At 62.3% G+C, this 25,040-nt stretch carries 26 protein-coding genes and 1 tRNA gene; 16 read left to right on the top strand and 11 right to left on the bottom strand.

Going from position 1 to position 25,040, the window contains the following annotated elements:
* Window positions 1-92 precede the first annotated feature (92 nt).
* The 3 genes from K6118_RS12540 (at window position 93) to K6118_RS12530 (ending at window position 1,643) form a co-directional block, all read left to right on the top strand.
* Window positions 93-722: a hypothetical protein gene (locus K6118_RS12540; RefSeq protein WP_247120708.1), complete on the top strand. Its 630-nt coding sequence runs from the start codon at window positions 93-95 to the stop codon at window positions 720-722.
* Between the two features lie 4 nt (window positions 723-726).
* Window positions 727-1,032 (top strand): winged helix-turn-helix domain-containing protein, encoded by a 306-nt coding sequence (locus tag K6118_RS12535; RefSeq protein WP_247120707.1) that lies wholly within the window; start codon window positions 727-729, stop codon window positions 1,030-1,032.
* 113 nt (window positions 1,033-1,145) lie between these two features.
* Window positions 1,146-1,643 (top strand): DUF2306 domain-containing protein, encoded by a 498-nt coding sequence (locus tag K6118_RS12530; protein ID WP_247120706.1) that lies wholly within the window; start codon window positions 1,146-1,148, stop codon window positions 1,641-1,643.
* 30 nt (window positions 1,644-1,673) lie between these two features.
* Here the strand turns inward: K6118_RS12530 and K6118_RS12525 are convergent, their stop codons facing one another.
* A complete protein-coding gene (locus K6118_RS12525; RefSeq protein WP_247120705.1) occupies window positions 1,674-2,588 on the bottom strand; it encodes an MBL fold metallo-hydrolase in 915 nt (304 codons plus the stop codon).
* Window positions 2,589-2,818: 230 nt separating this feature from the next.
* On the opposite strand from K6118_RS12525, the gene K6118_RS12520 reads away from it, so the two are divergent.
* From K6118_RS12520 to K6118_RS12510, 3 genes are read left to right on the top strand one after another with little or no spacing between them, the layout of a single operon-like run.
* Window positions 2,819-4,042 (top strand): D-alanine--D-alanine ligase, encoded by a 1,224-nt coding sequence (locus tag K6118_RS12520; RefSeq protein WP_247120704.1) that lies wholly within the window; start codon window positions 2,819-2,821, stop codon window positions 4,040-4,042.
* 8 nt (window positions 4,043-4,050) lie between these two features.
* Window positions 4,051-4,833, top strand: a complete 783-nt coding sequence (locus K6118_RS12515; protein ID WP_247120703.1) for an alpha/beta fold hydrolase — start codon at window positions 4,051-4,053, stop codon at window positions 4,831-4,833.
* Entirely contained in the window at window positions 4,826-6,556 is a 1,731-nt protein-coding gene (locus tag K6118_RS12510; protein WP_247120702.1) for a Mur ligase family protein, read from the top strand. Before K6118_RS12515 ends, K6118_RS12510 begins: the two co-directional genes overlap by 8 nt.
* Window positions 6,557-6,580: 24 nt before the next feature.
* Here the strand turns inward: K6118_RS12510 and K6118_RS12505 are convergent, their stop codons facing one another.
* Entirely contained in the window at window positions 6,581-7,438 is an 858-nt protein-coding gene (locus tag K6118_RS12505) for a tetratricopeptide repeat protein (RefSeq protein WP_247120701.1), read from the bottom strand.
* A 53-nt stretch (window positions 7,439-7,491) separates the two neighbouring features.
* Here K6118_RS12505 and K6118_RS12500 point away from each other — a divergent pair, with 53 nt between their 5' ends.
* Window positions 7,492-8,382, top strand: a complete 891-nt coding sequence (locus K6118_RS12500) for an SDR family oxidoreductase (RefSeq protein WP_247120700.1) — start codon at window positions 7,492-7,494, stop codon at window positions 8,380-8,382.
* A gap of 15 nt (window positions 8,383-8,397) precedes the next feature.
* On the opposite strand, the gene K6118_RS12495 is transcribed toward K6118_RS12500, so the two are convergent.
* Together K6118_RS12495 and K6118_RS12490 are read right to left on the bottom strand one after the other, a co-directional pair.
* Window positions 8,398-8,922 (bottom strand): universal stress protein, encoded by a 525-nt coding sequence (locus tag K6118_RS12495; protein WP_247120699.1) that lies wholly within the window; start codon window positions 8,920-8,922, stop codon window positions 8,398-8,400.
* A 52-nt stretch (window positions 8,923-8,974) separates the two neighbouring features.
* A complete protein-coding gene (locus K6118_RS12490) occupies window positions 8,975-9,997 on the bottom strand; it encodes a DUF2333 family protein (protein ID WP_247120698.1) in 1,023 nt (340 codons plus the stop codon).
* A 153-nt stretch (window positions 9,998-10,150) separates the two neighbouring features.
* Between K6118_RS12490 and K6118_RS12485 the strand changes: the two genes are divergently transcribed.
* The 3 genes from K6118_RS12485 (at window position 10,151) to K6118_RS12475 (ending at window position 12,109) form a co-directional block, all read left to right on the top strand.
* On the top strand, window positions 10,151-10,591 hold the full coding sequence (locus K6118_RS12485) for a DUF6491 family protein (protein ID WP_247120697.1): 441 nt from the start codon (window positions 10,151-10,153) through the stop codon (window positions 10,589-10,591).
* 110 nt (window positions 10,592-10,701) lie between these two features.
* On the top strand, window positions 10,702-11,043 hold the full coding sequence (locus K6118_RS12480) for a DUF952 domain-containing protein (RefSeq protein ID WP_247120696.1): 342 nt from the start codon (window positions 10,702-10,704) through the stop codon (window positions 11,041-11,043).
* The gene (locus K6118_RS12475) at window positions 11,036-12,109 is read left to right on the top strand and encodes a quinone-dependent dihydroorotate dehydrogenase (protein WP_247120695.1); all 1,074 of its coding nucleotides are present in this window, start codon (window positions 11,036-11,038) and stop codon (window positions 12,107-12,109) included. Before K6118_RS12480 ends, K6118_RS12475 begins: the two co-directional genes overlap by 8 nt.
* A gap of 18 nt (window positions 12,110-12,127) precedes the next feature.
* Here the strand turns inward: K6118_RS12475 and K6118_RS12470 are convergent, their stop codons facing one another.
* Genes K6118_RS12470 through K6118_RS12460 form a run of 3 tightly spaced genes read right to left on the bottom strand, consistent with a single transcriptional unit; the run spans window position 12,128 to window position 13,806 of the window.
* A complete protein-coding gene (locus K6118_RS12470) occupies window positions 12,128-12,706 on the bottom strand; it encodes a periplasmic heavy metal sensor (RefSeq protein ID WP_247120694.1) in 579 nt (192 codons plus the stop codon).
* Between the two features lie 2 nt (window positions 12,707-12,708).
* Entirely contained in the window at window positions 12,709-13,221 is a 513-nt protein-coding gene (locus K6118_RS12465) for a hypothetical protein (protein ID WP_247120693.1), read from the bottom strand.
* Between the two features lie 18 nt (window positions 13,222-13,239).
* Window positions 13,240-13,806: a sigma-70 family RNA polymerase sigma factor gene (locus K6118_RS12460; protein WP_247120692.1), complete on the bottom strand. Its 567-nt coding sequence runs from the start codon at window positions 13,804-13,806 to the stop codon at window positions 13,240-13,242.
* A 279-nt stretch (window positions 13,807-14,085) separates the two neighbouring features.
* On the opposite strand from K6118_RS12460, the gene K6118_RS12455 reads away from it, so the two are divergent.
* Window positions 14,086-15,387 (top strand): UDP-glucose dehydrogenase family protein, encoded by a 1,302-nt coding sequence (locus tag K6118_RS12455; RefSeq protein WP_247120691.1) that lies wholly within the window; start codon window positions 14,086-14,088, stop codon window positions 15,385-15,387.
* A 7-nt stretch (window positions 15,388-15,394) separates the two neighbouring features.
* Window positions 15,395-16,747: an MATE family efflux transporter gene (locus K6118_RS12450; RefSeq protein WP_247120690.1), complete on the top strand. Its 1,353-nt coding sequence runs from the start codon at window positions 15,395-15,397 to the stop codon at window positions 16,745-16,747.
* 4 nt (window positions 16,748-16,751) lie between these two features.
* Here the strand turns inward: K6118_RS12450 and arsC are convergent, their stop codons facing one another.
* Window positions 16,752-17,096, bottom strand: a complete 345-nt coding sequence (gene arsC / locus K6118_RS12445; protein WP_247120689.1) for an arsenate reductase (glutaredoxin) — start codon at window positions 17,094-17,096, stop codon at window positions 16,752-16,754.
* A 95-nt stretch (window positions 17,097-17,191) separates the two neighbouring features.
* Window positions 17,192-17,265, bottom strand: a tRNA-Gly gene (locus tag K6118_RS12440).
* A gap of 176 nt (window positions 17,266-17,441) precedes the next feature.
* Between K6118_RS12440 and metZ the strand changes: the two genes are divergently transcribed.
* From metZ to K6118_RS12425, 3 genes are read left to right on the top strand one after another with little or no spacing between them, the layout of a single operon-like run.
* A complete protein-coding gene (gene metZ / locus K6118_RS12435; RefSeq protein ID WP_343269966.1) occupies window positions 17,442-18,653 on the top strand; it encodes an O-succinylhomoserine sulfhydrylase in 1,212 nt (403 codons plus the stop codon).
* Window positions 18,654-18,696: 43 nt separating this feature from the next.
* Window positions 18,697-19,125: a Co2+/Mg2+ efflux protein ApaG gene (apaG, locus tag K6118_RS12430; protein ID WP_247120687.1), complete on the top strand. Its 429-nt coding sequence runs from the start codon at window positions 18,697-18,699 to the stop codon at window positions 19,123-19,125.
* Window positions 19,126-19,174: 49 nt separating this feature from the next.
* Window positions 19,175-19,960, top strand: coding sequence for a hypothetical protein (locus K6118_RS12425; protein WP_247120686.1), 786 nt, complete (start codon window positions 19,175-19,177; stop codon window positions 19,958-19,960).
* Between the two features lie 9 nt (window positions 19,961-19,969).
* On the opposite strand, the gene K6118_RS12420 is transcribed toward K6118_RS12425, so the two are convergent.
* Both K6118_RS12420 and K6118_RS12415 read right to left on the bottom strand, forming a co-directional pair.
* Window positions 19,970-20,392 carry a tellurite resistance TerB family protein gene (locus K6118_RS12420; RefSeq protein ID WP_247120685.1) on the bottom strand — a complete coding sequence of 141 codons (423 nt, stop codon included), beginning with the start codon at window positions 20,390-20,392 and terminating at the stop codon, window positions 19,970-19,972.
* 72 nt (window positions 20,393-20,464) lie between these two features.
* Window positions 20,465-23,245 (bottom strand): ATP-dependent DNA helicase, encoded by a 2,781-nt coding sequence (locus K6118_RS12415; RefSeq protein ID WP_247120684.1) that lies wholly within the window; start codon window positions 23,243-23,245, stop codon window positions 20,465-20,467.
* A 152-nt stretch (window positions 23,246-23,397) separates the two neighbouring features.
* Here K6118_RS12415 and K6118_RS12410 point away from each other — a divergent pair, with 152 nt between their 5' ends.
* Window positions 23,398-24,981 carry a lysine--tRNA ligase gene (locus tag K6118_RS12410; RefSeq protein WP_247120683.1) on the top strand — a complete coding sequence of 528 codons (1,584 nt, stop codon included), beginning with the start codon at window positions 23,398-23,400 and terminating at the stop codon, window positions 24,979-24,981.
* Window positions 24,982-25,040 lie beyond the last annotated feature (59 nt).

Below are 25,040 nucleotides of genomic sequence, written 5' to 3'. Positions count from 1 at the left end.
TCTCATCCTTCCCTCCCCCCTCTTGACATATCCGTATTTTTCCTTACTTTGTAATTCAAAGTACTTTGTTATAAACAAAACGGACAGATACAATGACCGACACACATGACATTCAGACAGCAAGCGCTTCGGGCCGCAACCCGGCGGACGACCTGGCACTGATCCGGGGCATGATGGAAGCCGGCCGCAAACGCGCAGCCGTAGATGGCCGCCACTTCGTCCTGTGGGGGGCCCTCCTGATGCTGTCCTTCTTCGCGCAGTATCTATCGGTGCATCATTATCTGCCACCGACCATCCTTGGCATCTGGGTACCGATGATGGCAATCGGTTGGGGAACGGAATTCTGGCTCAGGCGCAGCAGGCCCAAGTCAGAGGCCTGCAGCAACAATATCACCCTGGTCGGCTATAGCGCCGCCTGGCGTGTGGTCGGCCTTACCGTGCTCATCTATTTCGCCACCTCAATCGCCATGGGCACCTTTGACCCGCGCACCATTTCGGTCCTGTCCTCCGCCACGATCGGCGGCGCCTTTCTGGTAACCGCACGGGTGACCGGGGTGAAATGGCTGTACGGGCCAACGGCGGGCTGGGGCCTTGTGCTTGCCTTCACAAGCGCCGTCCCTGTTTATGACGACGAAATGCTGCTGCTGCTCGCGGGCGCAAGCGGGCTGCTCCTCTTGCTGCCCGGACAGTTGATGACACGGCTGGCTGGGCACGGGGCCTAAGACCATGACCGAGTATGATTACCGCACACTCGATGACGTGATCCATTCACGGGTGCGGCTCGCGATCATGTCCTACCTGATGACCGCACGCGAAGCCGACTTCAGCGCCCTCAAGAAGGAACTGAAGCTCACGGACGGCAACCTCAGTACCCACCTCAGGAAGCTTGAGGACCATGCGTATGTCAGCGTGACCAAGGGCTTCGCCGGTCGCAAGCCGCAGACCACCGTGGCGATCACGGAGACAGGCGATACCGCCTTCAAAACCTACGTCGAGGGGGTGGCCGCCATGCTTGGCCCCCAGGCGACATAAGACCAGACCAAATAAGATACCGCGCCCAAACCGGGCGTTCGACGACAGCAATCCGGCCCCAAAGGCCAGGCCAAGAGGCAAAGACCCGGGCCACGACAGACGAGGATAGACCCATGAACACCTTCAGCTATATCCATATAGCCGCCGCGACGCTTTCATACCTCAGCGCTTTCGGAATCTTTACCCGCAAGGTGGGGAGCCGCCAGCACCGTATGGTCGGTATCGTCTATGCCGTCGCCATGCTCACCACTGCCCTTGCCGGCTTTTTCATCTATACGAGCGGCAGGCCGTCGGTATTCCACGTCTTTTCAGCCATCACGCTACTGACGATCGGGCGCGCCTGGTGGGCGATCGTCAAATTCCGGCAGACCCGGGACAGGACGTACCTGCGCCACCATTATTTCAACATGGCCTACAGTTTCATGGGGCTCAATCTGGCCGGGCTTGGGCAAGCGCTTCGCTACGCACCCCTTGAGGGGGGTGTGAATTATCTGACCGCGCTCGGGGTGGTGTATCTCATCGTCATCACGGTCGCGAACAGGCTAATCCAGAAAGTCTTCTACGGGCGCTTCGCCCCCTGGTTCGGGGCGCGCGTACAGCCGGCGGAATAAGCCGCCGCACATTCCGCCGGCTGTTTGCTCTTAGAGGCTATCGTAAACGAAGCCGATGAACTTGTCGGTCCAGTCCTGGCCTTTCTGCAGCCAGTAAGGGTCCAGGGCTTCGAGAGGCTTGGCGGCGCGGATGTCCTCGAGGCTCATGCCCTTGGCTTTCAAGTCGGCGATCAGCCCTCGCGCCTTCACCAGCATATCGTGGTAACGCTGCAGGCCAGCCTTATCCGACAGCGGGCCGTGGCCGGGGATGATCTTGGTCTGGTCATCGGCGACCGACAGCACCATTTCGGTGGCGCTGATCATGCCGTCGATATCGCCGCCGCCCGGCACGTCGATGAAGGGCAGCCGGGCGCTGAAATAGGTATCGCCCATATGGATGACGTTCGAGCCCCTGAACCAGACAATACTGTCGCCGTCGGTGTGGGCATTGTCCACATGGATCACCCGGGCTTCTTCGCCGTTCATATGGAAGGAAATCTGGTCACTGAAAGTGATGGTCGGCAGCGCGACACCGGTTTTCGGCGCCATCTTCATGCCGAACACCTTGATGAAGGAGCCTTTGGAAAGCCTCAGCCGCACATTGTCCTGCGCCACGATCACGGCACCGGCTTCGCCCATGGCTTCGTTCCCGCCGGTATGGTCCTCATGATAATGGGTGTTGATGACATAGCGGACCGGCTTGTCGGAAATCGCTTTGATCGCCGCCTTCAGTTTGTCGCTCAAGGGGGCATAGTCGTCATCGATGATATAGACGCCGTCCTTACCGGCCGACACGCCGATATTGCCGCCCGCGCCATAGAGCGCGTAAATCGGCCCGCGCAGATGGAAGGTCTTGATCTCGACCTTGCTCCAGTCCGTTGCCGCGTGCGCTGACGCGGCCATGCACATACTCGCCACAACACTGGTTACCACACTGGCCAAACGGCCCAACCGTATCCGTTTCATGGTTGCCACTCCCTGATCCTGGCTCCTGATGCCTGACTTTACCCGAGAGCGCGCCGCCGTCAAATGACAAGCGAGTGACCAAATCCGTGCAGGTGGCCTTGGGGACGCCTTGGGGGCGCCCAGAAAGCGCCATCCTTACGGTTTTTGCTCTATTTGGCTTTGCCGTTTGGCCGCGAATTGGCTACATGAAGGAAACACGCCCTTGAGGGCTCAGCAAATAAGGGGGACCCATGGCCGACAAACAGGTCATCGCCGTCATTTTCGGAGGAAGAAGCGTCGAGCATGATGTCAGCGTGCTCAGCGGGCTACAGTTCCTGGAAGCGCTGGACCCCGGCCGTTTCGAAGGCCTCCCCATCTATGTCGACCCGCTCGGCCAGTGGTGGACCGGCGCGGCGCTCAAGAAGCGCAGCCGCTATCCGCTTGAAGGCAGCGAAACCAAGGACCTGAGCCAGGTCATGCTGGACCTTGCCGCACCCGCGACCGGCCGTCCGCAGCTCATTGCCTTCCAGAAAGGCCTGATGGGTGAAAAGCGCGTCAGCCTGCCGTTCGACCTGATGGTCCCGGCGATCCACGGCTCCAACGGCGAAGACGGCACCCTTCAGGGCATGCTGGATTTCGCCGGTATTCCCTATGCCGGCTGCCGCACGCTCGGCTCTGCCGCGACCATGAACAAGGTCTTCACCAAGGCGGTGGCGCGCACGCACGGCATCAAAGTGTTGCCGGAAGTTACCTTCAAGCGCCCGCCCAAGGGCAAGTTCCTGGACGCCGACACGGTGGCACCCGCGCTCAAGGCCATGGAAGGCATGGACTTCCCCTATATCGTCAAGCCCGCCAACCTGGGCTCCAGCGTCGGTGTCGGCAAGGCGGATGACATGGACGGCCTGATCGCCGCGCTCATGACCGCGTTCCGGCTCGATAGCGACGTCATCGTCGAACCCTTCGTGTCCAACCTTACCGAATACAACATCGCCGTCCGCCGCGGTGCCGACGGCACCACCCTAACCTCAGCCATCGAACGGCCGAAGCGGGACGCCGAGCTTCTTGACTTCAAGAACAAATATCTGGCGGGTGGCGAACCCGGCGGCCCAAAGCTGGACACCGGCCCGAGCGAAGGCATGGCGTCCCTCAACCGCGTCCTTAACCCTGACGAACTGACGGACGCGCAGGAAAGCTTCATTCGGGGCAGCGCCTCAAAAATCTTCGATGAACTCGCCCTTGCGGGCAGCGTGCGCGTCGATTTCCTATGCAACAGCGAGACGGGCGCGCTGTGGTTCAACGAAGTCAACACCATCCCCGGCTCCTTCGCCTATTTCCTGTGGGAAGCAGCAAAAGAGCCGGTCAGCTTCCTGAAGCTCACCAGCGCGATGGTCGATGAAGGCTTCCGCCTGTCCGCCAACCGGCTCGGCCAAACCGACGCAGGCTCAAGCGGCGCCACCATCTTCCGGCGGGGCTGAGGACACACGTGGCGGACAAGGGCAGCAGCATGGAGAAACGCTGGCACAAGCAGACGGTCGGCACCGACGGCAAAGCGCCGTTCGTGTGGCTGCACGGCTGGGGCCAGACCGGAGCCTCGATGGCGCGCCTCGCCGACCTTTTCAAAGCTGACGGCCAGCACACACTGTATGACCTGCCCGGCTTCGGCGAGACCGCCCCGCTTCAGGAAGGCGCCGGAACCGAGGATTATGCCGACGCGCTTGCGGCTGAAATGAAAGCCTCAGGGCTTGGCCCCGCCGTCATCGTCGGCCACAGCTTCGGCGGCCGCATGGCGGTGCAGATGGCTGCCCGCCACCCGGATCTTGTCCGTGCGATCATCATTATTGGCGGGGCAGGGCTCAAGCGCCGCCGCTCGCTTGCCTTCCGCCTGCGCGCCTTTTGGCTCAAGCTGGTCGGCCGGATGGCCCGCCTCTCTGACAAGCTTTTCGGTACGCACTTCCGCGAGGCCTATACCCAGAAGTTCGGCAGTGCGGATTACAGGAACGCCGGTGTCCTCCGCGGCACCTTCGTGCGGGCGGTCAATGAAAACCTGACCGCCGCCGCCAAAGCGGGCCGGGCGCCTGCGCTTCTGATCTATGGCTCCGAAGACACCGAAACCCCGCCGGAGATCGGCCGTCGGTATGAGCAGCTGATCCCGATCGCGCGCTTCGAACTAGTCCCCGGCTTCGGCCATCTGGATATCCTGACGCGCGGCGCCTACCAGTGCGAGGCGCTGATGCGCACCTTCCTGGAGGACCTCAAAAATGCCTGAGATTTCCTTCAATCTCATCGCCCTTATCATCGGTATCCCGCTCATTCTGTGGTTCACGTTCGAGCGCGGCATGGCCCTGATGAAATTCTTCCAGCAGGAGGAATATGACGGCGTCCGCTTCATCGCCTGGGTCAAGGACATAAAAGCTTATGACCGGCGCGCGAGCCTGTGGCTTCTGGCTGCCGCCCTGGTCGGAACCCTGTCGCAGACCCTGCTGTCAGGCAGTGTCGGCAATGTGCTCGCGGGTGCAAAATACCTGACCTGGCCTTTGATGACCCTCGCCTTCATCCATGGTGCTTTCCGGTCGCGCGCCATGCGCAAGACATCGAAGAAGCCGCTGGTGATGACCGCACGCGCCAAACGCATTTTCATGGTCTATATGGCGCTGTCCGCGGCAACCCTGTTCTTCATCCTCGTCGCCGGCGGGCTTGCCCCCAAGGGCGAACAATATGCCGTGCAGGTTGACATGAGCGGCTTCAGCTGGCTCACGCTCCAGTATGACTGGCGGGTGGTAACAGTCGCCCTGTTACTGATCGCTTTCGTGCAGGCCCTTCCGGCGCTGCTGGTTTTCGGCAACAAGTTCCTGGAACCGGCGGAAGAGCGGGTCAAGGCACGCTTCCGCGCTGAGGCTGTGGAGAAGTTTAACAAGCTCCAGCCCCGGGTCATCGCCATCACCGGCTCGTTCGGCAAAACCTCGACCAAGCATATCCTGCAGCATATTCTGTCCACTGCCGCGCCCACGTTGGCGACCCCCGGCTCGGTTAACACCGACATGGGTATCACCCGCGTGATCCGTGAGCAGCTGACGCCCGAGCATGACTATTTCATCGTCGAGATGGGCGCATACGGCCCCGGCTCGATCGCGCGGTTGTGCACGCTGACCCCGCCCGATGTCGGGATGATCACGGCGGTTGGCGCCGCGCATTACGAGCGCTTCAAATCGCTGGAGACGGTGGCGCGCGCCAAGTTCGAGCTGGCTGAAGCCACCTTCAAGAAAGACGGCGAGGTGGTCGTCAGCACCGACGGTATCCCGCCAGAACTTCTGGCTGAACGCATGAAAGCCGTGCCCGGCCGCTATATCAGCGCGGGGCGCACAGGCGATATCGCCCTCAAGGACAGCACAATGACCCGCGATGGCCTGACGCTCAAGGTGATGGACGGCACGGAAGAGCATATCCTCAAGGCGCCGCTTTATGGCAGGCACCAGGCGGGCAATATTGTGCTCGCCGCCGCCGCCGCGCGCGCAATCGGCCTGCCCTGGGCCGCGATCAAAGGCGCGCTGGCGTCCATGCCGCAGATCCGCCACCGGCTGGAAGTCAGCCTCGGCACCGACGGCCCGACGCTGATCAACGATGCCTATAATTCGAACCCGGTCGGCTTTGCCGCCGCGCTTGAATGCCTGGACGTACTGGTGACCGACGGCGGCAGGCGCATCCTCGTCACCCCAGGCATGGTCGAGCTTGGTGAAAAGCATGAGGAAGAGCACGCCGCCTTGGGCGCGCTCGCCGCGAAACATGCCGACATTGTGCTGGTGGTCACGCCCGACCGTATCCCGAGCTTTGTCTCCGCCCTGAATGCCGCCAATGACGGCAGCACAACGGTGATGACTTTCGCGAAACAGGAAGAAGCCGAAGCCTGGGTCAAGGCGAACTGGCGCGCGGGCGACGCGGTGCTGTTTGAAAACAACCTGCCCGACCTATACGAATCCCGCGTCAGCTTCTAAGCCGTCCAAACAGGCAAGCCCGGCTTATTTGCCGGGCTTTACCTCCAGGTCCATCTTTTCGATATTGTCACGCGCCGCTTTGGCGTCCGGCCCTTTTTGGGTCAGCAGCAGCACTTTGACCCAAGCCTGGCGGGCGCCGTCCTTATCGCCCAGGGCATAGGCAAGGTTGCCTTTTTCCAGATAGGCGGTCGAATTGTCGGGATGGGTTTTCATATAGTTGTCTAGCGCGACTTTTGCCTGATCATATTTGCCAAGCCCGCGCGCGGCTGATGCGATCAGGATGAGGATATCATCCCGGCCCGGGTCAGCTTTCTGCACATCCCGCAGGTCACGAAGCGCGAGATCATAATCATGATCGGCCGCCGCGATGCGGGCCCGGTCGATCTTCAGTTCCTGTTGCTGCGATGTGCCTTTCTCAACAACCGCGAGCGCCATGTCGATGGCGTTTTCCGCGCGCATGGTTTCCTTGGCGAGAAGCCAGGCATTGGCAGCCTGATCATACATATCCGCCAGCATACTGGCGTCCGCCACCACGCGCTTGTCATCCTGCACCGGCATATCCTTGCCGGTGCGCATGTCTTCGGCAATCAGCATCAGCCGGGCCGCGGCTTCGCCATATTCGCCTTCATGGAACAGGCCGATGGCCTCACAGTGCCGCGCGGGAACGCCGCCGCCCTGCCCCTGCCAGACAAGCGCCATGTTGATCCCGGCATCGGGTGACTGCTCGGCCAGGCTCATGCACTTGCTGTAGCGCTCTTCATCCGACTTCAGGGACGAAAGAAGCGCGGTGGCATCCTTGGGGGACGGAGCCGCCACGGCAGGCAGGCTAAACTGCAGACTGGCGGCGACGAGAATTACGGCTATGCTGGATCGTGTCATCATGGGCGCGACAGTGACCAAGACCCGTGGCAAATTCAAGGCAGATATCGACCGGTATGACAGATTTTCGTCCCCACCTTCTGGTTTTCGGCCCCGGCTATAGCGCCCGGGCGGTCATGACCCATGCGCTGGATGCGGGCTGGACCGTCTCCGCCACGGTCAGGCAGCCTGAAAAAGCCAAGGCGCTTGAGGCCATCGGGGTTACCCCTGTGGAGATCACGGATCAGGCCAGCTTCGAAGATGCCATGCGTGGCCTTCCCTTCGTCAGCCATACCCTGACAAGCGTCGCGCCCAACGAGAGCGGCGACCCTATCCTTGAAATTGCAGGTAGTTGGCTGGAACAACAAAAGACCTTGCAGTGGGCTGGCTATCTCTCCAGCACCAATGTGTATGGCGATCATGGCGGTGCCTGGGTCGATGAAGACACGCCGCCAAGCCCGAGCCTTGAGCGCGGCAAACGCAGGGTGGCGGCGGAACAGGCATGGGCAGAGATGGCAGGCACCCTCGGCGCCTCCCTTCATATCTTCCGCCTCGCCGGGATTTACGGCCCCGGGCGCAACGCGGTCCGCAGCCTCATGGATGGCCGCGCGCGGCGGATCGTCAAGGAAGGCCAGCTTTTCAGCCGCATCCATGTCGCCGACATCGGCGGCGCTGTCTGGCGCGCCATGACCTCGAGCCACGCGAGCGACATTTTCAACCTAGCCGACGATATGCCTGCCCCACCGCAGGATGTCATCACCGAAGCCGCCCGGCTGATCGGCATGGCGCCGCCACCCACCGAAGACTTTGAAACGGCGGAGATGAGCCCGATGGCACGCAGCTTTTACGCCGAAAGCAAAAGGGTGCGGAACGACCGGGTCAAAACCCGGCTCGGCTATAGCCTGAAATATCCGGATTACCGGACCGCGCTCAAGGAACTGGCGGCGTACGAACAGAAGATCGGCTGAGGGGATAAGGCCCGGTCAGGCCATGGCATCGACCTGTTCATAGGTCATGTTACCGGGAATGAGGATCAGCGGGCACGGCAGGTCCGACACCATCGAGCTTGCGAAATAGTCCACAAGCGGCCCCGGTCCGCCTTCGGCCCCGGCGCCGAGCACCAGCCCGAAAATGTCCGGCTGGGTCTCCAGGAATTTCACCAGCTCATCCTTGGGTTCGCCTTCGACGATGACGATATCCGGCATCACGCCGCTGTAGGCGTGCAGGCGTTCGGCCATTTCATCGAGGAGCGCATGGGCCTCGTCATAGGATTCTTCGCGCATCCGGTCAGCCACCGCCATCCAGTGCTGGAACTCACCCGGACGGATACAGTGGAACAGGATCAGCCCGCCACCGGTGAGGTGCGAGGCACGCGCCGCCGCGAAACGGATCGCCACTTTCGATTCCGGTGAGCCGTCCACGACGACGAGGAGCTTGCGCCGCCGTTTCGGGACAGACCGTATCGGGCCCCGTATCTCTTCGATATCGACTGATGTTTCCCCTGTCATGGGCTATAGACTGACAGCAGTGCAGCAGGCATGCAAGCGCATTATTCGCCGCCTATTTGGCCAGAATACTGCTGACTTCCCGGAGCTGCGTCCGCGCCCGAAGAAGGTAAAAACCCTGCATTGACAAGTGGTTGGCCAAAACGCCGTCCCGCGCGCCATTGGTGACGACCAGGGGCTCCAGCCGGGCCGCCGCACTCAGCGAGCGGAGCAGTTCGTCATAGATGGAGGAAAGCTCCTTGTCCTTGATCACAGACGCGAAATCCTCCCGAAGCGCGGTCAGGATCACCGTGTAGGCATAAACCTGGCCCTTGACCTGATAGAAGAGATCGTCGGCGCCGAAGTCAGGCAGCACCCCGCCGGCATGTTCGCCGATATAGCGTTCGATCGCCGCCGAGGACGCCCCGAGGTCGAGCGCGATCCGGTCGATGGTGGCGAGAAGATTGTCCGAGCGGCGTTCGAATACCGCGTCGCCCTTGGCGAGACGGGCGTTATAGGCATCGAGCGAGCGCGCAGCTTCCCGGTAATAGGAATCCGAGGTCCGGGTCGGCATCATCGAGGTGGAAAAGTCGATCAGCCAGCGGTCCGGCTCCTTCGCGAGGTTGCCCGCGGCCGATTCCAGGTCCTTGTCGACCGAGCTGGAGCCGCGCGAGCGGCCGATCTGATCCCGAAGCTCGAAGGCGAAGCGTGACAGGGCGCCGATCATGCCGCGCTGGAAATTGGGCGTATTGTCGATCCACCAGCCGGGCATGAAGGCCGGGTCGTTGGCGACCCAGGCATGATAGAGCGTTTCCCGCTTCACAAGGTAGGAGAGGTCCGCCACCGTGCGCGACCCGCCGGACGGCGTCTGCACATCCAGGGGCAGCGTGTCATCGATCCGGTTGGTCAGCGGCATCCCGATCAGGATATAAAGCGCGAAAAGCGCGGGCACCGCGAGCACGACCCGGCGCCAGGTGCTGCCGGAGATGGAGCCAAGCCAGCCCGTGAACCAGCGCCACAGTTTTACGAACAGGCGCCCGATGCTGCCGAACAGGCGTGCCACCTGTTCGCGAATCCATAACCAGATTTCCGCTGCCATCTTGGGGTCTCCTCGCGTTTCCCTTAATGTCGTCATTAAATGCGGCTAAAACAAGGGGCTATGATCGGGCCGGGCATCGCACGCCCCAATGACCGGGGCCCAAGACGCCGTTCAGCAAAGGTTCAGCCATAAGGCGACAGACTGAGTTTAGACATGACAGATGAGACCGGAAGCAAAAAGATGAAGATCGCCGCAGCCCTCCTCCTCACCGCCGCCATCGGCCTCAACGTTCAGGCGGCCGACACACCCAAAGCCCCAGAAAAGGCGAGCGCCGAGACCACCGGTAAACCGCTCCGCTGCATCACGACCGATCGCATCATGTCCTACAGCGTTGAATCGGACGACACGGTGCGCCTGATGATGATGGGCAAGAAAGACGTTATCATGAAGCTGCGCCGCAACTGCCCGCAACTGCATTATAACAACTATATCGCCTACACGCCGGTCAATGGTCAGCTGTGCGCCAGAATGGACGATATCGTCACCCGCACCGGCCTGCCCTGCCGGATCGGCACGCTGACCGAAATCCCCCGTGGTGCCCCGACCCCGAAAGGCACTGACGAGAACGCGCCCGCGAAGAACAAGAAGAAGTAGGACGCCTGCTCTTCTCCCGCGCCTGAACGCCCGTAAAGCATAGAAGCCGCTTGCCTTCGGGCGCAGTCGCCCCTATTGCTTCCCTCATGCCTCGATACATTTATAAACTCTTGCGTGCCCAAGAATGGCAGGAAGCGAAAAGCGCGGCCTTTTTCGAGGGCGCGCCGGTCGACCATGCCGACGGCTTCATCCATTTTTCGACGGCCGCCCAGGTGGCGGAGACCGCCCGGCTGCATTTCGCCGGTGTGGCGCCCCTGCATGTGCTGGCGGTGGACCCCTGGAAGCTGCCTGTAGGCCAGCTCAAGTGGGAAGCATCGCGCGGCGGGGAGGACTTCCCGCACCTCTATGGCCCGCTGCCGATGGCCGCTGTCGCGCACACGTGGGCGCTGGAACCGGACGCGAACGGCAACGTGGATTTTGTTATGATAGAGGAGGCAGAAGCCGATGATTGACCTGTTCCCCCTGATCCGGCCCGTCATCCACGCGCTCGACCCTGAAACCGCGCATACCCTGACCATCCGCTTCCTGGCGGCGGGTGTCAGCGGGCGCTTTGGCGACACGGGCGACGACCCTGTCCTTGAAACCGAGGCCTTCGGCCTCCGCTTCAAAAACCCGGTTGGGCTTGCTGCAGGCTTCGACAAGAACGCTGAAGCCATCAAAGGCGCGCTCGGCATCGGTTTCGGCTTTGTCGAGGCCGGCACCGTGACGCCCCGGCCCCAGCCCGGCAACGCCAGGCCCCGGCTGTTCCGGCTTTCGGAAGACCGCGCGGTCATCAACCGCTTCGGCTTCAACAACAAGGGCCTCGACTATTTCGCCGCCCGGCTCGAAGGCCTGAAAGGGCTATCCGGCCCCGTGGGTGCCAACGTCGGTGCCAACAAGGATTCCGAAGACCGCACGGCCGATTATGTCACCGGTATCGAGCGGCTGTATGGCCTCAGCGACTATTTCACCGTCAATATCTCAAGCCCCAACACGCCGGGTCTGCGCGCCCTGCAATCGCGCGCGGCGCTTGAGGACCTCATCGGCCGGGTGCTGGACGCCCGCGCGGCCAAGATGAAGGGCGGCATGAAGCGTATCCCGATCCTGGTCAAGATCGCGCCGGACCTGACTGCCACTGACATTGAAGATATTGCCGCCGTCGCCCGCGCGACCGATATCGACGGGCTGATTGTCAGCAACACCACGATCACACGGCCAAGCGCGCTTACCTCCCGCTATCGGGATGAGATGGGCGGCCTGTCGGGCGCACCGCTCATGGACCCGTCGACCCGCGTTCTCGAAGCCGTTTATAAGGCGACCGAAGGCGAGGTTCCGCTCATTGGGGTCGGCGGTATCGCTTCCGGTGCGGATGCCTTCGCAAAAATCCGCGCGGGCGCATCACTGGTGCAACTTTATTCGATGCTGGTTTATGAAGGGCCCGGGCTTGTAACCCGCGTCAAGCAGGAGCTGGCCGCCCTTTTGAAAGCGCACGGCTTCGCCAGCGTGGCTGACGCTGTCGGCACCGGCGTCAAAAAATAAGCGCTTCCCTTAGACAATTTAGAAGCGGCCTGTGCCACCCCCGTCCGCATCGTCATTGTCGCCTTCCGGCGGTGGCGGCGGCATATCCGGCAGGCGGCGGTCAGGATCAAACTTGCCATCACGGCCCCCATCCCGCGGCGGCCCCATCGGAATCCGGCGCCGGAACATGTTTTCCGCCAGTTTCACCCGCGTATCATGGTCGAGCTTGGCGATAACATTGAGGAGAATATCGCGGACAGGCGAATGCAGATCCCGCATCAGGGCCTCATGCTCGTCCAACGCCTTGATAAGCGCATCGCGGTCAACCACATCGGCGGCAATCAGCGCCCGTATGCGGTTTTCATTGGCCCGCATGGCTTGGAAGTGGCTCATCAGCGTTTTGCGGTGATCCATGAGAAGCGCCCGCACCTCAGCACGCTTGTCTTCAGGCAGATAGCGGCCAAGTTCGCGCAAGGAGAAGTCGACCCGGTGCGGACGCGGCTCCTGATGGCGCGGATGCCAGCTAAGTTCGCGGCCAATCCAGACCCCGGCGGTCAGGAGGTTGGCAGCCACTGACACGACCAGAAGGACAACAATCAGTTTGAGTTTACCGTTCATGCTTACTGGCCTCCTAAATTAAGGTCGCTGCTGGCGAACAGGCTGGAGCTCAGGTCCAGTTCCGCGGAATCCTGGGTGGGGTTACCCATGCCGATCATCACCCCGACGACAAGGATCATCACCGAGGCCGCGACCTGGGCCGCGATCCCCGTGCGGGAGAAAAGCTTGTGGCCGTCGAGCAGCAGGTCAGCGAACGCGCCAAGCCCACGGACAATGACATTCTGTGTATTCTGGGCCCCAGCCTGAGCATGGTTTGCCGGGATATCCATAAGGCAGCCCAGGAAAGCCGCTGAGCCGGCCTCAGGCACAGGCGCGCTTTCAAGCTGGCGGCGGAAGGCCCGTTCAGCCGCGATCAGGCTTTTGCCTTCAGCGCCCAGGGCAAAGGCGTCGGCCGCCGCCGTGCGCACAGCCGCGGGCCAGGCCTCCAGCTCAGCGCCGTGACAGGCCAGAAGCGCTTCAAACGCGTCTCGCGTCATGCCGTTCTGCATTGTCTTTCCATCCGTTCCGGGCGTCATTTTCCTGCCCTCCTTACACTAGTCTACAACTGTAAACAGCCGATCCTTTTCGGCCATAAGCTGTTGTTTCAAATTCGTCCGCGCCCTGACGAGCAGCGATTCAAAGGCCTTCATCTTCAAGTCCATCACCTCAGCCGCCTCCTTGTTCGACAGTCCGTCGAAATAGCTGAGCGCCACCGCCATACGCTGCCTGTCCGGCAAGGCCTGCAGCGCCGCGCGGACCGTAGCCTGGTCACCCTGATCAGCCAGCTCCGCCTCGGCACCTGCTGCCGGGTCCGGCGCATCATAGCCTTCCGGCAGCGCCACCGGTGTCACCTTGCGCTTTTCATCCAGGCACCGGTTCACCACGATACGGTGAAACCAGGTGGTGAAGCGCGCTTTCTCGGGGTCGAACCGGGCCGCATGGGTCCAGAGCTTCACAAACGAGTCCTGGACCGCATCTTCAGCCAGGTCCACCGCACCGAGCATCCGATAGGCAAGTGCCCGAAACCGCAGCCCGTGCCGGCGCACAAGCATGGCATAAGCCGTCCGATCACCCTCAGCGACGCGCCTTACGAGCGCTTCGTCTGCGGGGTCCTCCGTCATGACATTTGCACGCTGTGCTGTTTGGGCCTGCACATTCTACTCCGACGACCTTTCTCTTTTTACGGGGCTGAAGGGGGCGGCCCTTCGCCGCAGGAGAGACTTTTTTGCCTAAAAATGGGCCGTGATGCTTGACGCCATCACCTTTTGGTAACAAAGACACGCTAGGCCGAACGCCGAGAGCCCCACCTCAAGCATGTCTTGCGAGCCGAGACGGAAACGGGGCATGGTATACGTCCGGCTGAATGAGCATTTCCCAATCGATACTGTTGAGGACGATAGATGAAAATTGCGGTCATTGGTAGCGGCTACGTCGGGCTTGTCTCCGGCACCTGTTTTTCGGAATTCGGGCACGAAGTCGTCTGCGTCGACAAGGACACCGGCAAGATTGACGCGCTCAAGGCCGGCAAGATGCCGATCTATGAGCCCGGCCTCGCCGGCATGGTCGCCCGCAACGCCGAAGCCGGCCGCCTGAGCTTCACCACCGACCTCGCCACCGCCATGGACGGCGCCAAGGCCGTCTTCATCGCCGTCGGCACCCCGAGCCGCCGGGGCGACGGCCACGCCGACCTCCAGTATGTTTTCGCCGCCGCCGATGAAATTGGCGACCTGATCCGCGACTATACCGTGGTCGTGACCAAATCGACCGTGCCCGTCGGTACCGGCGCCCAGATCAAGGATCGCCTGCTCAAGAAGCTGGATGCGGACATGTTCGACGTCTGCTCCAACCCGGAATTCCTGCGCGAAGGCGCGGCGATCGAGGATTTCATGCGCCCGGACCGCGTGGTCGTCGGCGCCGAGACCGAGCGCGCTCAAGCCGTGCTGCGGGAGCTTTACCGCCCGCTGTTCCTCAATGAAACGCCGGTCGTCTTCACCAACCGCGAAACCGCGGAAGTCATCAAATATGCCGCCAACGCCTTCCTCGCCACCAAGATCAGCTTCATCAACGAGATGGCTGACCTGTGCGAAAAGGTTGGCGCCGACGTCCAGGAAGTCGCCAAGGGCATCGGTCTCGACAAACGGATTGGCGGCAAGTTCCTGCACGCAGGGCCCGGTTTCGGCGGCAGCTGCTTCCCCAAGGATACCCGCGCGCTCGTCCATTCCGCCGACGATGCCGGTGTGCCCATGCGCATCGTCCGCTCGGTCGTTGAGGTAAACGAAGCCCGCAAGCTCGCCATGGCCGACAAGGTGAAGAAAGCTGTCGGCGGGGACCTCAAGGGCAAACGCGTCGCCGTGCTTGGCCTGACGTTCAAGCCCAACACCGACGACATGCGCGAAAGCCCGTCACTCGATATCATCCCGGCGCTCCAGAAAGACGGGGCCGAAATTCATGCCAATGACCCCAAAGGCATGGAAGAAGCCAAGCACTTGCTTGAAAACGTCACCTTCCATGATGACCCGTATGACACCATGAAAGGCGCCGATGTGCTGGTGATCGTCACCGAATGGAACCAGTATCGCGCGCTCGACATGGAGCGGGTGAAGGACCTTCTGGCCGCGCCGGTGATCGTTGACCTCCGCAACATCTATGGCCGCGCCGACCTGGCCGCGCTCGGGTTCGACTATACCGGCATCGGGCGCTGATGCGCGCATGACGGAGGGGAGCCCCGCTATAGACCCAGCCCCGCGCCCAGCCCACAGGCACCGGCGCATCTGGGCGATTGCGGGTCCCGCTATCGTCGCCAACTCTTCCGCCCCGCTGGTGGGGCTGGTCGACACCTGGGTCGTCGGGCACCTGCCCGGCGCGCGCTATCTCGCCGCCGTCAGTGTCGGCGCCATGGTCTTCAGCTATCTCTATTGGGCGTTCGGCTTCCTGCGCATGAGCACGACCGGGCTTGTCGCCCAGGCCGACGGCCGGGACGACGACGGCCAGATCGCGCGAACCCTCGTCCGCTCGCTGATCCTCGCCGCCCTGATCGGTGCGCTTATCCTGCTGGGCCAAAACCAGCTGGAGGCCTTTGCGCTCCACTTCCTGGCGCCCCCTGCCGATACCGTATCCCTGTTCCGGGACTATTTCGATATCCGCATTTACGCCGTGCCTGCGGCCCTCATCACCTACGGCATCAACGGCTACCTGATCGGCACGGCGCAGACGAAAAAGACGCTCTATGTGCAGCTTGTGCTCAATATCGCCAACGGCTGCCTAAACCTTTTCTTCGTGCTTGGGCTCAAGATGGGGGTGCCGGGGGTCGCGCTCGGGTCGCTGATCGCCGAATGGCTGGCCGTTGGTGTCGGGGCCGTCTTCATCCTTCGGGGGATCGGCGCCCATGCGCTTCTGGCCGCCGTGCGGGACCCCGAGACCATTGCGCTCGCCAAGATGAAGAAGCTTCTGAGCACCAATGTCTATATCTTCGTCCGCACGCTCTTGCTGATCCTCGTCTTCGCGCTCATTACCCGCAACGCCGCCCAGCTCGGCGAAGTGCCGCTGGCCGCAAGCCATGTGCTCCAGACCTTCCTGATGCTGATCGCGCTCGGGCTTGACGGCTTCGCCTATGCTGCCGAAGCGCTCACAGGGGCGGCTTACGGAAAAGGTGTGCGGCACGAATTTCGGGCGTGGGTCATGGACAGCATGGCCTGGGCGGGGGCTGCCGCCGTGCTCTATAGCCTTGGCTTCTGGCTGTTCGGGGGAGAGCTCATCCGCACCCTCACGGATATTGAAAGCGTGCGCACGGCGGCCCTGTCCGCCCTGCCGGTCATTGTGGCACTGCCCGTGCTTTCCGTCTGGGCCTATCAGTTCGACGGCATCTATATCGGCGCGACCGCAGGGGCCGCCATGCTGGGGACAGCCGCCATCGCCGCGGCGAGCTTCGTCCTCGCCGTCGGCCCGCTCACCAACCAATATGGCCTTCCCGGGCTCTGGTCCGCGGTGACGGTTTTCATGGTCATGCGCGGCCTAAGCCAGGCGCTCTGGTACCCCCGGCTCGAACGCGCGCTGGAAAACTGACCCCTTAAACGATTTCGAGAACGCTTTCGGGCGGACGGCCGACGCGCGCCTTGCCGTTCGCAAACACAATCGGGCGCTCGATCAGCTTCGGGGTCTTATGCATGGCGGCAATCAGCGCACCGTCATCGGTCACACCCTCAAGGCCCAGATCCTTATATTCGGCTTCTTTCGTGCGCATGAGCCCGCGCGGCTCAAGCCCCAGAAGGCTGAGCGCGTCTTTGATTTCCGCTTCGCTTGGCGCGTCTTCCAGATAGAGCCGCACGGTAGGCGTGAGGCCCTTTTCTTCAAGAAGCGCCAGCGTCTGGCGGGACTTGCTGCAGCGCGGATTGTGCCAGATGGTCAGGCTCATGATCGTCTCCCATTGCCAAAATAAAGTCTGTCTGCACGTTTGAGACGGGTTTAGCGACTCTTGATAAAGGGGGCAATATGGAAGGAAGGAGAAGTTGGAGCGGGTGAAGGGAATCGAACCCTCGTCGTAAGCTTGGGAAGCTTCTGCTCTACCATTGAGCTACACCCGCCCGAAAGACCTTTGATGTCGCTTGGACGGCACAGCATTAACCACAGCTTTCAAAAAAAGCAAGAAATGATAGCGCGCGATCACGCATCTTGCGCTTGACCTTCCGCGCGCCGCACCGCACCGTGTCCGCCGCCCCCAATTTTCGGGGCTTACCCACGAGATGAATGGAGACAGATGATGAAAAACCGCACAGGCACCGACAAAAGCCTTACCTCCACATGGGCCCGCCAGACCCAGATGGTGCGTGCGGGATCGATGCGCTCCAACTTCGATGAAATGGGCGAGGCGCTGTTCCTGACCTCCGCCTTCGCCTATGAGAATGCCGAGGAAGCCGAAGCGCGCTTCGACGGCCGCGCCGAAGGCTTCACCTATTCGCGCCAGACCAACCCGACGACCAGCATGTTCGAAGCACGCATGGCGCTCCTCGAAGGCGCTGACGTCGGCCGGGCAACCGGCACCGGCATGGCGGCGATGACCGCGGCGCTCCTCTGTTACCTGCGCGCGGGCGACCATATCATCGGCGCGCGCGCGGCCTTCGGCTCCTGCCGCTGGCTGCTCGACGAACTGCTGCCGCGCTACGGCATCGAGACCACGGTGATCGACGGCACCAGCCTTGACGCCTGGAAAGCCGCGGTACGGCCGAATACCAAGATGTTCTTCCTGGAAACGCCCGCGAACCCGACGCTTGATTTCGTCGACATCGAAGAAGTGGCCAAGATCGCCCACGACGCGGGTGCCAAGCTGGCGGTCGACAATGTGTTCGCGACCCCCGCGCTCCAGCAGCCGATGAAGCTGGGTGCCGATATCGTCTGCTATTCGACCACCAAGCATATCGATGGCCAGGGCCGCTGCCTCGGCGGCATCGTGCTGTGCGACAAGGAGTTCGACGAACAGCATCTCTATCCCTTCTACCGCCACACCGGCTGTGCCATGTCGCCGTTCAACGCCTGGGTGATGCTGAAGGGCCTGGAGACGCTGGGCATCCGTGTGAACGCCATGTGCGACAATGCCGACAAGCTGGCCGCCGCCATCGCCCCGCGGCTTGATGATGTGCGTCACCCCAGCCTGCCGGGCTTCAAGCAGGCCGCGCTTGCCAAAAAGCAGATGAAGCGTGGCGGCACCATGGTGATTTTCGAGCTGCCGGGCGGCCGCGACCAGGCGTTCAAGTTCATGAATGCGCTGGAGATTGTCGATATTTCCAACAACCTGGGGGACAGCCGCTCGATCGCCACCCACCCCTGGAGCACCACCCACAAGGCGCTTTCGGAAGACGCACGGCTTGAGGTTGGGGTTACCCCGGGCCTGATCCGTTTCTCGGTTGGGCTTGAAGATGGCGACGATCTGGTCAAGGATGTGATGCAGGCGCTCGATAAAGCGGGCGTCAAATAAGGCGTCCCTTTTTGGGCGCAGCCATAACCCGGACAGGAATTTTATGACGGATGACGACGACCTTATCGATGGTGTGCTGACCTTTGACGCAGTCACGGAAGGCATCCATGTTGAGGTCCAGTCCTTCTATCTCAACGAACAGTCGCGCCCCGACGCCGGGCAGTATCTGTGGGCTTACCGGATCCGCATCACCAACGACGGCGATAAGACGGCTCAGCTTCTGAACCGTCACTGGGTCATCACCGACGGCCACGGCCACGTGAAGGAAGTCCGCGGCCCCGGCGTCATTGGCGAAAAACCGGTGCTGCAGCCCGGCGAAAGCTTCGTCTACACAAGCGGAACGCCGCTGAACACGCCGACAGGCTTCATGCGCGGCAGCTATGACATGGTGCGCGAGGACGGCAGCCATTTCGAGGTGGAAGTTCCGGCTTTTTCGCTCGACAGCCCGCACATGACCATGAACATCAATTGATGGTCAGCCCCCTCCGTTTAAGCCTTGTTCAGGAAAATGCGCTAAGCTTGTGCCCATGCGCCTGATCCTTTTGATGTTGATTGCCTTAAGCCTGCCTGCGCGTGCCGCGGGCCTCAGCAGCTATTATGCCGCCGAAATCACCTCCGGCCGCTTGGCCCGCACCGCTGACGGCTATACCAAGGCCTGTGAAGCCGGGCTGACGCTCGGCGGGTTCATGGAAACCGGCGACCCCGCTGTCCGCAGCCTCCATCTCGCGATCGACGATTGCCGCGCGGCCCTGAAGATAAAGCCCGATCATCTGGAGGCCAGCCTCAGCTATGGCATCGGGCTCAGCTTCGAAAGCAAGCGCACCCACAAGCCCGAGCTCGCCCGCCTTGCCAAAAAGCTGTTTGAAAAGCTGATCGAGGAACGCCCCAACGATCCGCTCCCCCATGCGGCCCTGGCCGTGTGGAACGCCCATGTTTCCCGGGCCGGGCTGTTTGCGCGGCTGGCGCTTGGCGGCAGCAGACGGCGGGCCCATGAAGAGTTCGAGGCCTCTTTTGCGCTTGGTGCGCCGAAGAAGCCCCTGATGCTGGAATATATCAAATTCCTCGCCCGCGGCAGTAAACAGGACCGCGCCACCGCGCTTGAAACCTACGGCCGGTATCTGACGTTGCCGCCCGCTGACGGTCCGCTGAACGCCATTCTGGACAGCCGCGCCGCCGCGCTCGCTACCGCTCTCCGCTCAGGAGACAAGAAGGCGATAAAAAAGGCGGTCGCAAAAGCCACCGCCTTCCATGGTATCCGGGATTGGCGCACCCTCAGGGCACTGACACCCGAAGATGTCGCCTATTAGGCCATTCGGTCAGGCCATGCCCTCGAAAGTTTTCTGCCGCGCCGCCGTCGCCCGTTCGATCGCCGCCGCAGTCAGCCGGTCGACATTGAGCGAATAGCGAATCATTTCCAGAAGCCGCAATTCTTCCTGGCTCAGGTTGCCATCGGAGGCTGCCACTTCGCACGCCAGCGCATAAACCAGGTCGCGGTGGCTTTCCGGCACGGCTTCTTCGATGAGGCCCATGACGGCATCAAGCCCTTCCTCGCTTTGCAGGATTTCGATGCAGCTGTCGGTATCGGCGCGCAGGCGCTCGATATTGTAATTCCGGAACGCCGGCAGGTACCCGAGGATGCCGGTCATCCGGGTCAGTTCGCTGTCGGTCATGGTGTCGTCGGACGCCGACATGGTGACAAGCGTGTAAACGAGCGCGGTTTCCGGGCTGATCGTGGACATAGGTCTTTTTCCTCATGTGTTGTTTAACCGCTAGCCTATGGCGCGGCTGGGGTTTGCTCAAGCGCTTTCGGATTAAACTGGCGTGCCTTGGTCGGCGAAAAACTCTTTCACCGTGGCAACTGCGTCAGCAAGCCCGCAGCGCACCACTTCCACGCCTTCCGGCAGGGCATCGAGAAGCCGGGTCGGGGTCTGACCGTCGAGCATGACGAACACCCCCTTGTCGCCTGCGCGGCGGATCAGGCGGCCGTAGGCCTGCGCGAGTTTGAGCCGAGTCAGCATCTCATCATACTGACGGCCGCCAAAGGCTGCACGCCGGGCGCGGTGCAGCAGCGTCGGCCTGGGCCACGGCACCCGGTCGAACACGATGAGTCTAAGACTTTCCCCCGGCACATCGACACCGTCGCGCACGGCGTCTGTGCCCAGGAGGCAGGCGTTCTTCTCATCGCGGAAGATATCCACAAGCGTGGCGGTATCCACCGGGTCCACATGCTGGGCATAGAGCGTGAGGCCCGCGTCATCGAGGGGGGCCGCCAGCCGCTCATAGGCCGCGCGCAACCGGCTGATGGCAGTGAACAGGCCGAGCGCACCCCCGCCCGACGCCATGAAAAGCGCGCGGTAGGCGGCCGCGACCTGCCCCGGGTCCATCTTGTTGACGTCACCGACGATCAGCACCCGCGTCTGCTTCGGATAATCAAATGGTGAGGGCAGGCTCAGCCGTTTGGGCGGCAGCGTCAGATGCTGGGCACCGGTGCGCATGTCGGCGGTTGACCAATCCCCTTCCTCGGCAGCCTTGTCCCGAAGCGTCGCCGAGGTGATGACCACCCCGTGGGCCTTCTGAAGCACCAGGTCTGCGAAGGGTTTGGTCGGGTCGATGAAATGGCGGGCGAGGCCGACGTCGCGTTCGCGCCCGTCGACGCGGTCCACCTCCAGCCATTCGACGAATTCTTCCGGGACCGGCGCGCCGAAGCCCTCGGCCATCTGCGCCCAGGCCATGACCATATCGGCCCGGAGCTTCAGGGAGCGCGCCGAACTTTCAAGCCGCCCGCGCGCGCCACTGTCCAGCACATCCGAATCCTCCTCAAGCCGGTGCAGGAGCAGATTGCTGAGCGCAGACAGGGGCCGTGCGAGACCCAGAAGCGCGGTGCCGAGCGCGTGCGCCGCATCGGTCAGCCCTTCCACCGGATCATTCACCGTCGCCTCAACCGAATGCGGGCCGTGGGCGTCGGCGCGCGCCATCACCTGCGCGCGGCACAGCATCAGGAAGGTTTCAAACCGGGTCATGGCCGCCGCCCCCGTCACCCGGCCCATCCAATTGTCGGCGGGCAGGATGCGCGCGGCCTCCAGTACCTCATCCAAGAGCTTCTGGGCGTCCATATCGTCGGTAATCAGCTCATCCAGCCGGTTCTTGAGGCCACGGGCGCGGGTGCTGCCGCCCTGTTCCTTACCCCTCAGCCAACGCCGGAGTTCCGCGCCTTCAAGCCCGGTCAGATGCACTGCGAAAGCGCTGTCGGCAGCATCGAACAGATGGTGTCCCTCATCGAAGACAAGGCGTTTAGGCAGGTCCGGGTCGTCCCCGCGGGTCGCGGCTTGCGCCACAACGAGCGCATGGTTCGCGACCACCAGGTCTGCGTGTTTGGCTTTGCGCGCCACCTTCTCGATGAAGCATTTGCGGAAATGGGCGCAGGCGGAATAGAGGCATTCGCCGCGGCGGTCGGTGAGCCCCGCGATGCGGGCGGCGCCGAAGTGACCGCCCAGCCAGCTGGGGAAATCGCCGCCGATCATATCACCGTCCCGGCTATAGCGCGCCCAGCGGAGCACGAGGCCGACCAGCACCTTGTCCCTGTCCCAGCCGCGGCCCTGGGTTTCGGCGCGCATCATTACTGCGCGCAGGGTTTCCTCAATATTGAGGAGGCAGGCGTAATTCTCCCGCCCCTTGCGGATCACCGCGCGCTTGGCCTTGACCGCCGGGTCCGGGTACAGACGGCTGAGTTCCTGGTCGAGCTGGCGCTGCAGGTTCTTGGTGAAGGTAGCGAGCCATACCGGCGCGTCATTCGCCTCCGCCCACAGGCTGGCGGGCGCGATATAGCCGAGCGTCTTGCCCGTGCCCGTCCCGGCTTCGAGAAGCTGGAGGTTGGGCCCGTCCTCAAACTCACGCGGGCGGAAGGCGTGGGTCGCGGCCGCAGCATAACGGCGCTGGCCTTCCCGCACCTCGGCGTCTTCGCCCAAAAGTTGGCTCAGGCGATTTTGGCTGTCTTCCGGGCTTACCGGGTCATCACCCGCGGGTGGCGGCGGTCCCGGCTCTTCCCAGTCGGTCAGGTTCTGCCAGACCCGCAGGCCGTCCTCCCGGCTATGGTCGGCAAAGGCCTCAAGCGCCTTCAGGACCAGCGGCCCCCAGGGCCACCCGGCGCGCGCCATCATCACCGCGACCTGGCCGCCCCCCGCCCGGTAGCGGTAGGTCTGGGCTTCCATATCGGCCATCAGCCGCGCGGCGGCGGCCTGCAGCGCGAGGCATTTATCCTCATCCGTGCCGAGGGGGGCCGTCGTCAGCTGCAGCGCATGGATGAGCCCCGTGATCGTCGGCAAACAGTAACGCGCCGGGCGGACGAAGGCATACAGCTCCAACAGGTCATAGGCCATCAGCCCCGGCGGCAGGGAAAGCCGGCGCGCGGCCAACACCCGGTTGACCAGCAGGTGTGGCACTCGGCTCAGCCGTTCGGCGGCCGCGTCGAGGCTTAAAAGCTCGAATTCGCCATCGGCCGACAGCACCGTAGCCCCGCGCACGCCAACGATGGCGGCGGGGATGGCATCGAGCCGGGCGGCTTCGGCTTCCGCATTAACGATCAGGTCTTCCATGACAGCACTTTCATGGCGGGCAGCATAATCAGCCAGGCGCATAAAAAACAGCGGGGAAACACGGTCGCGCGGATTTTTGTCTTTCGCTTGACGAAAGCCGCAAGAATCCATAGCTTCCGCGGGCTTTAACCCCTTTAGAAGGATGTACTGTCATGACTGGCAATATCGAACTCGCTCTTTCCTCCAATGCCTGGCCTTTCCAGGAAGCGGAAAAGCTGGTCAAACGGTACAAGGGCAAGAAACCCGAGAAAGGCTATGTGCTTTTTGAGACCGGCTATGGTCCGTCGGGCCTGCCGCACCTGGGCACCTTTGGCGAGGTTGCGCGCACGACCATGGTGATGCGCGCCTTCCAGGAAATCTCCGACATCCCGACCAAGCTGATCTGCTTCTCGGATGACATGGACGGGCTCCGTAAAGTGCCGACCAACGTGCCGAACCAGGACCTTTTGGCCACTGCGATCGGCAAGCCGCTGACGCAGGTGCCGGACCCGTTCGGCACGCACCCGAGCTTCGGCGCGCACAATAACGCGCGCCTGCAGGCCTTCCTGGACCAGTTCGGGTTCAAATATGATTTCTATTCGGCGACCGACTGTTACAAGTCCGGCCGCTTCGATGAGACGCTCCTCAAGATCTGCCGGAACTACGACAAGGTGATCAACGTCATCCTGCCGACGCTGGGTGAGGAACGCCGCCAGACCTACAGCCCGTTCCTGCCTTTGTGCCCGGACACGGGTGAGGTGCTGCAGGTGCCTGTCCGCGTCGAGGACCCGGAAGCCGGGATCATCTCGTTCGAAACACGCGCCGGCAAACGCTATGAGACCTCGGTGACCGGCGGCAAGGTCAAGTGCCAGTGGAAAGTCGACTGGGCGATGCGCTGGGACGCGCTCGACGTTGACTATGAAATGGCCGGCAAGGACCTGATCGACAGCGTCAAGCTGTCGTCGATCATCCGGCGCATCCTCGGCGGCCAACCGCCTGAGGGCTTCAACTACGAACTGTTCCTCGACGACCAGGGCCAGAAGATTTCCAAGTCGAAAGGCAACGGCCTGTCGATCGAGGACTGGCTGGCCTATGCGAGCCCGGAAAGCCTGTCGCTTTACATGTATCAGGCGCCGAAGAAGGCCAAGCGGCTTTATTTCGATGTGATTCCGAAAGCGGTCGATGATTATTATGCCTTCATCACCGCCTATCACCAGCAGACGGAAGCCGAGCACTATAAGAACCCGGCCTGGCATATCCACGGCGGCAACGTGCCGGATGTGGAACTGCCGGTCAGCTTCGCGCTCCTCCTCAACCTCGTCTCGGCCGCCAACACCGAGGACAAGGCCGCGCTGTGGGGCTTCGTCGGCCGCTATGTCGAAGGCGCCACGGCCGAGAACCATCCGGAGCTCGACCGCCTGATGGGCTATGCCATCCGCTATTATGACGATTTCGTCCGGCCGAATAAGGCCTTCCGCGAGGCAAACGCGCAGGAACGCGCGGGCTTCGAAAGCCTCAAGCACCGCCTGGAGGCCCTGAATCCGAACGAGACCGACGCCGAGCTGATCATGACCGAGGTTTACTCGGCCGGGAAAGACGCCCAGTTCGACAACCTGCGGGATTGGTTCAAGGCCTGCTACGAAGTTCTGCTCGGCCAGAGCCAGGGCCCGCGCATGGGCGGCTTCATCGCGCTTTACGGCATCAAGGAAACGCTCGCGCTGCTCGAAAAAGCCATCACGGGCGAGCTGGTCGGCTAAGGCTACCGCTTTCCGTCAGAAACGAGAAAAGGCCGTCCCACACCGGGGCGGCCTTTTGC

Source organism: Kordiimonas marina (assembly GCF_023006325.1).
In the GTDB taxonomy this organism is placed as follows: domain Bacteria; phylum Pseudomonadota; class Alphaproteobacteria; order Sphingomonadales; family Kordiimonadaceae; genus Kordiimonas; species Kordiimonas marina.
The sequence above is the reverse complement of the archived record's forward strand: the minus strand, read 5'-3'. Positions and strand labels throughout refer to the sequence as shown.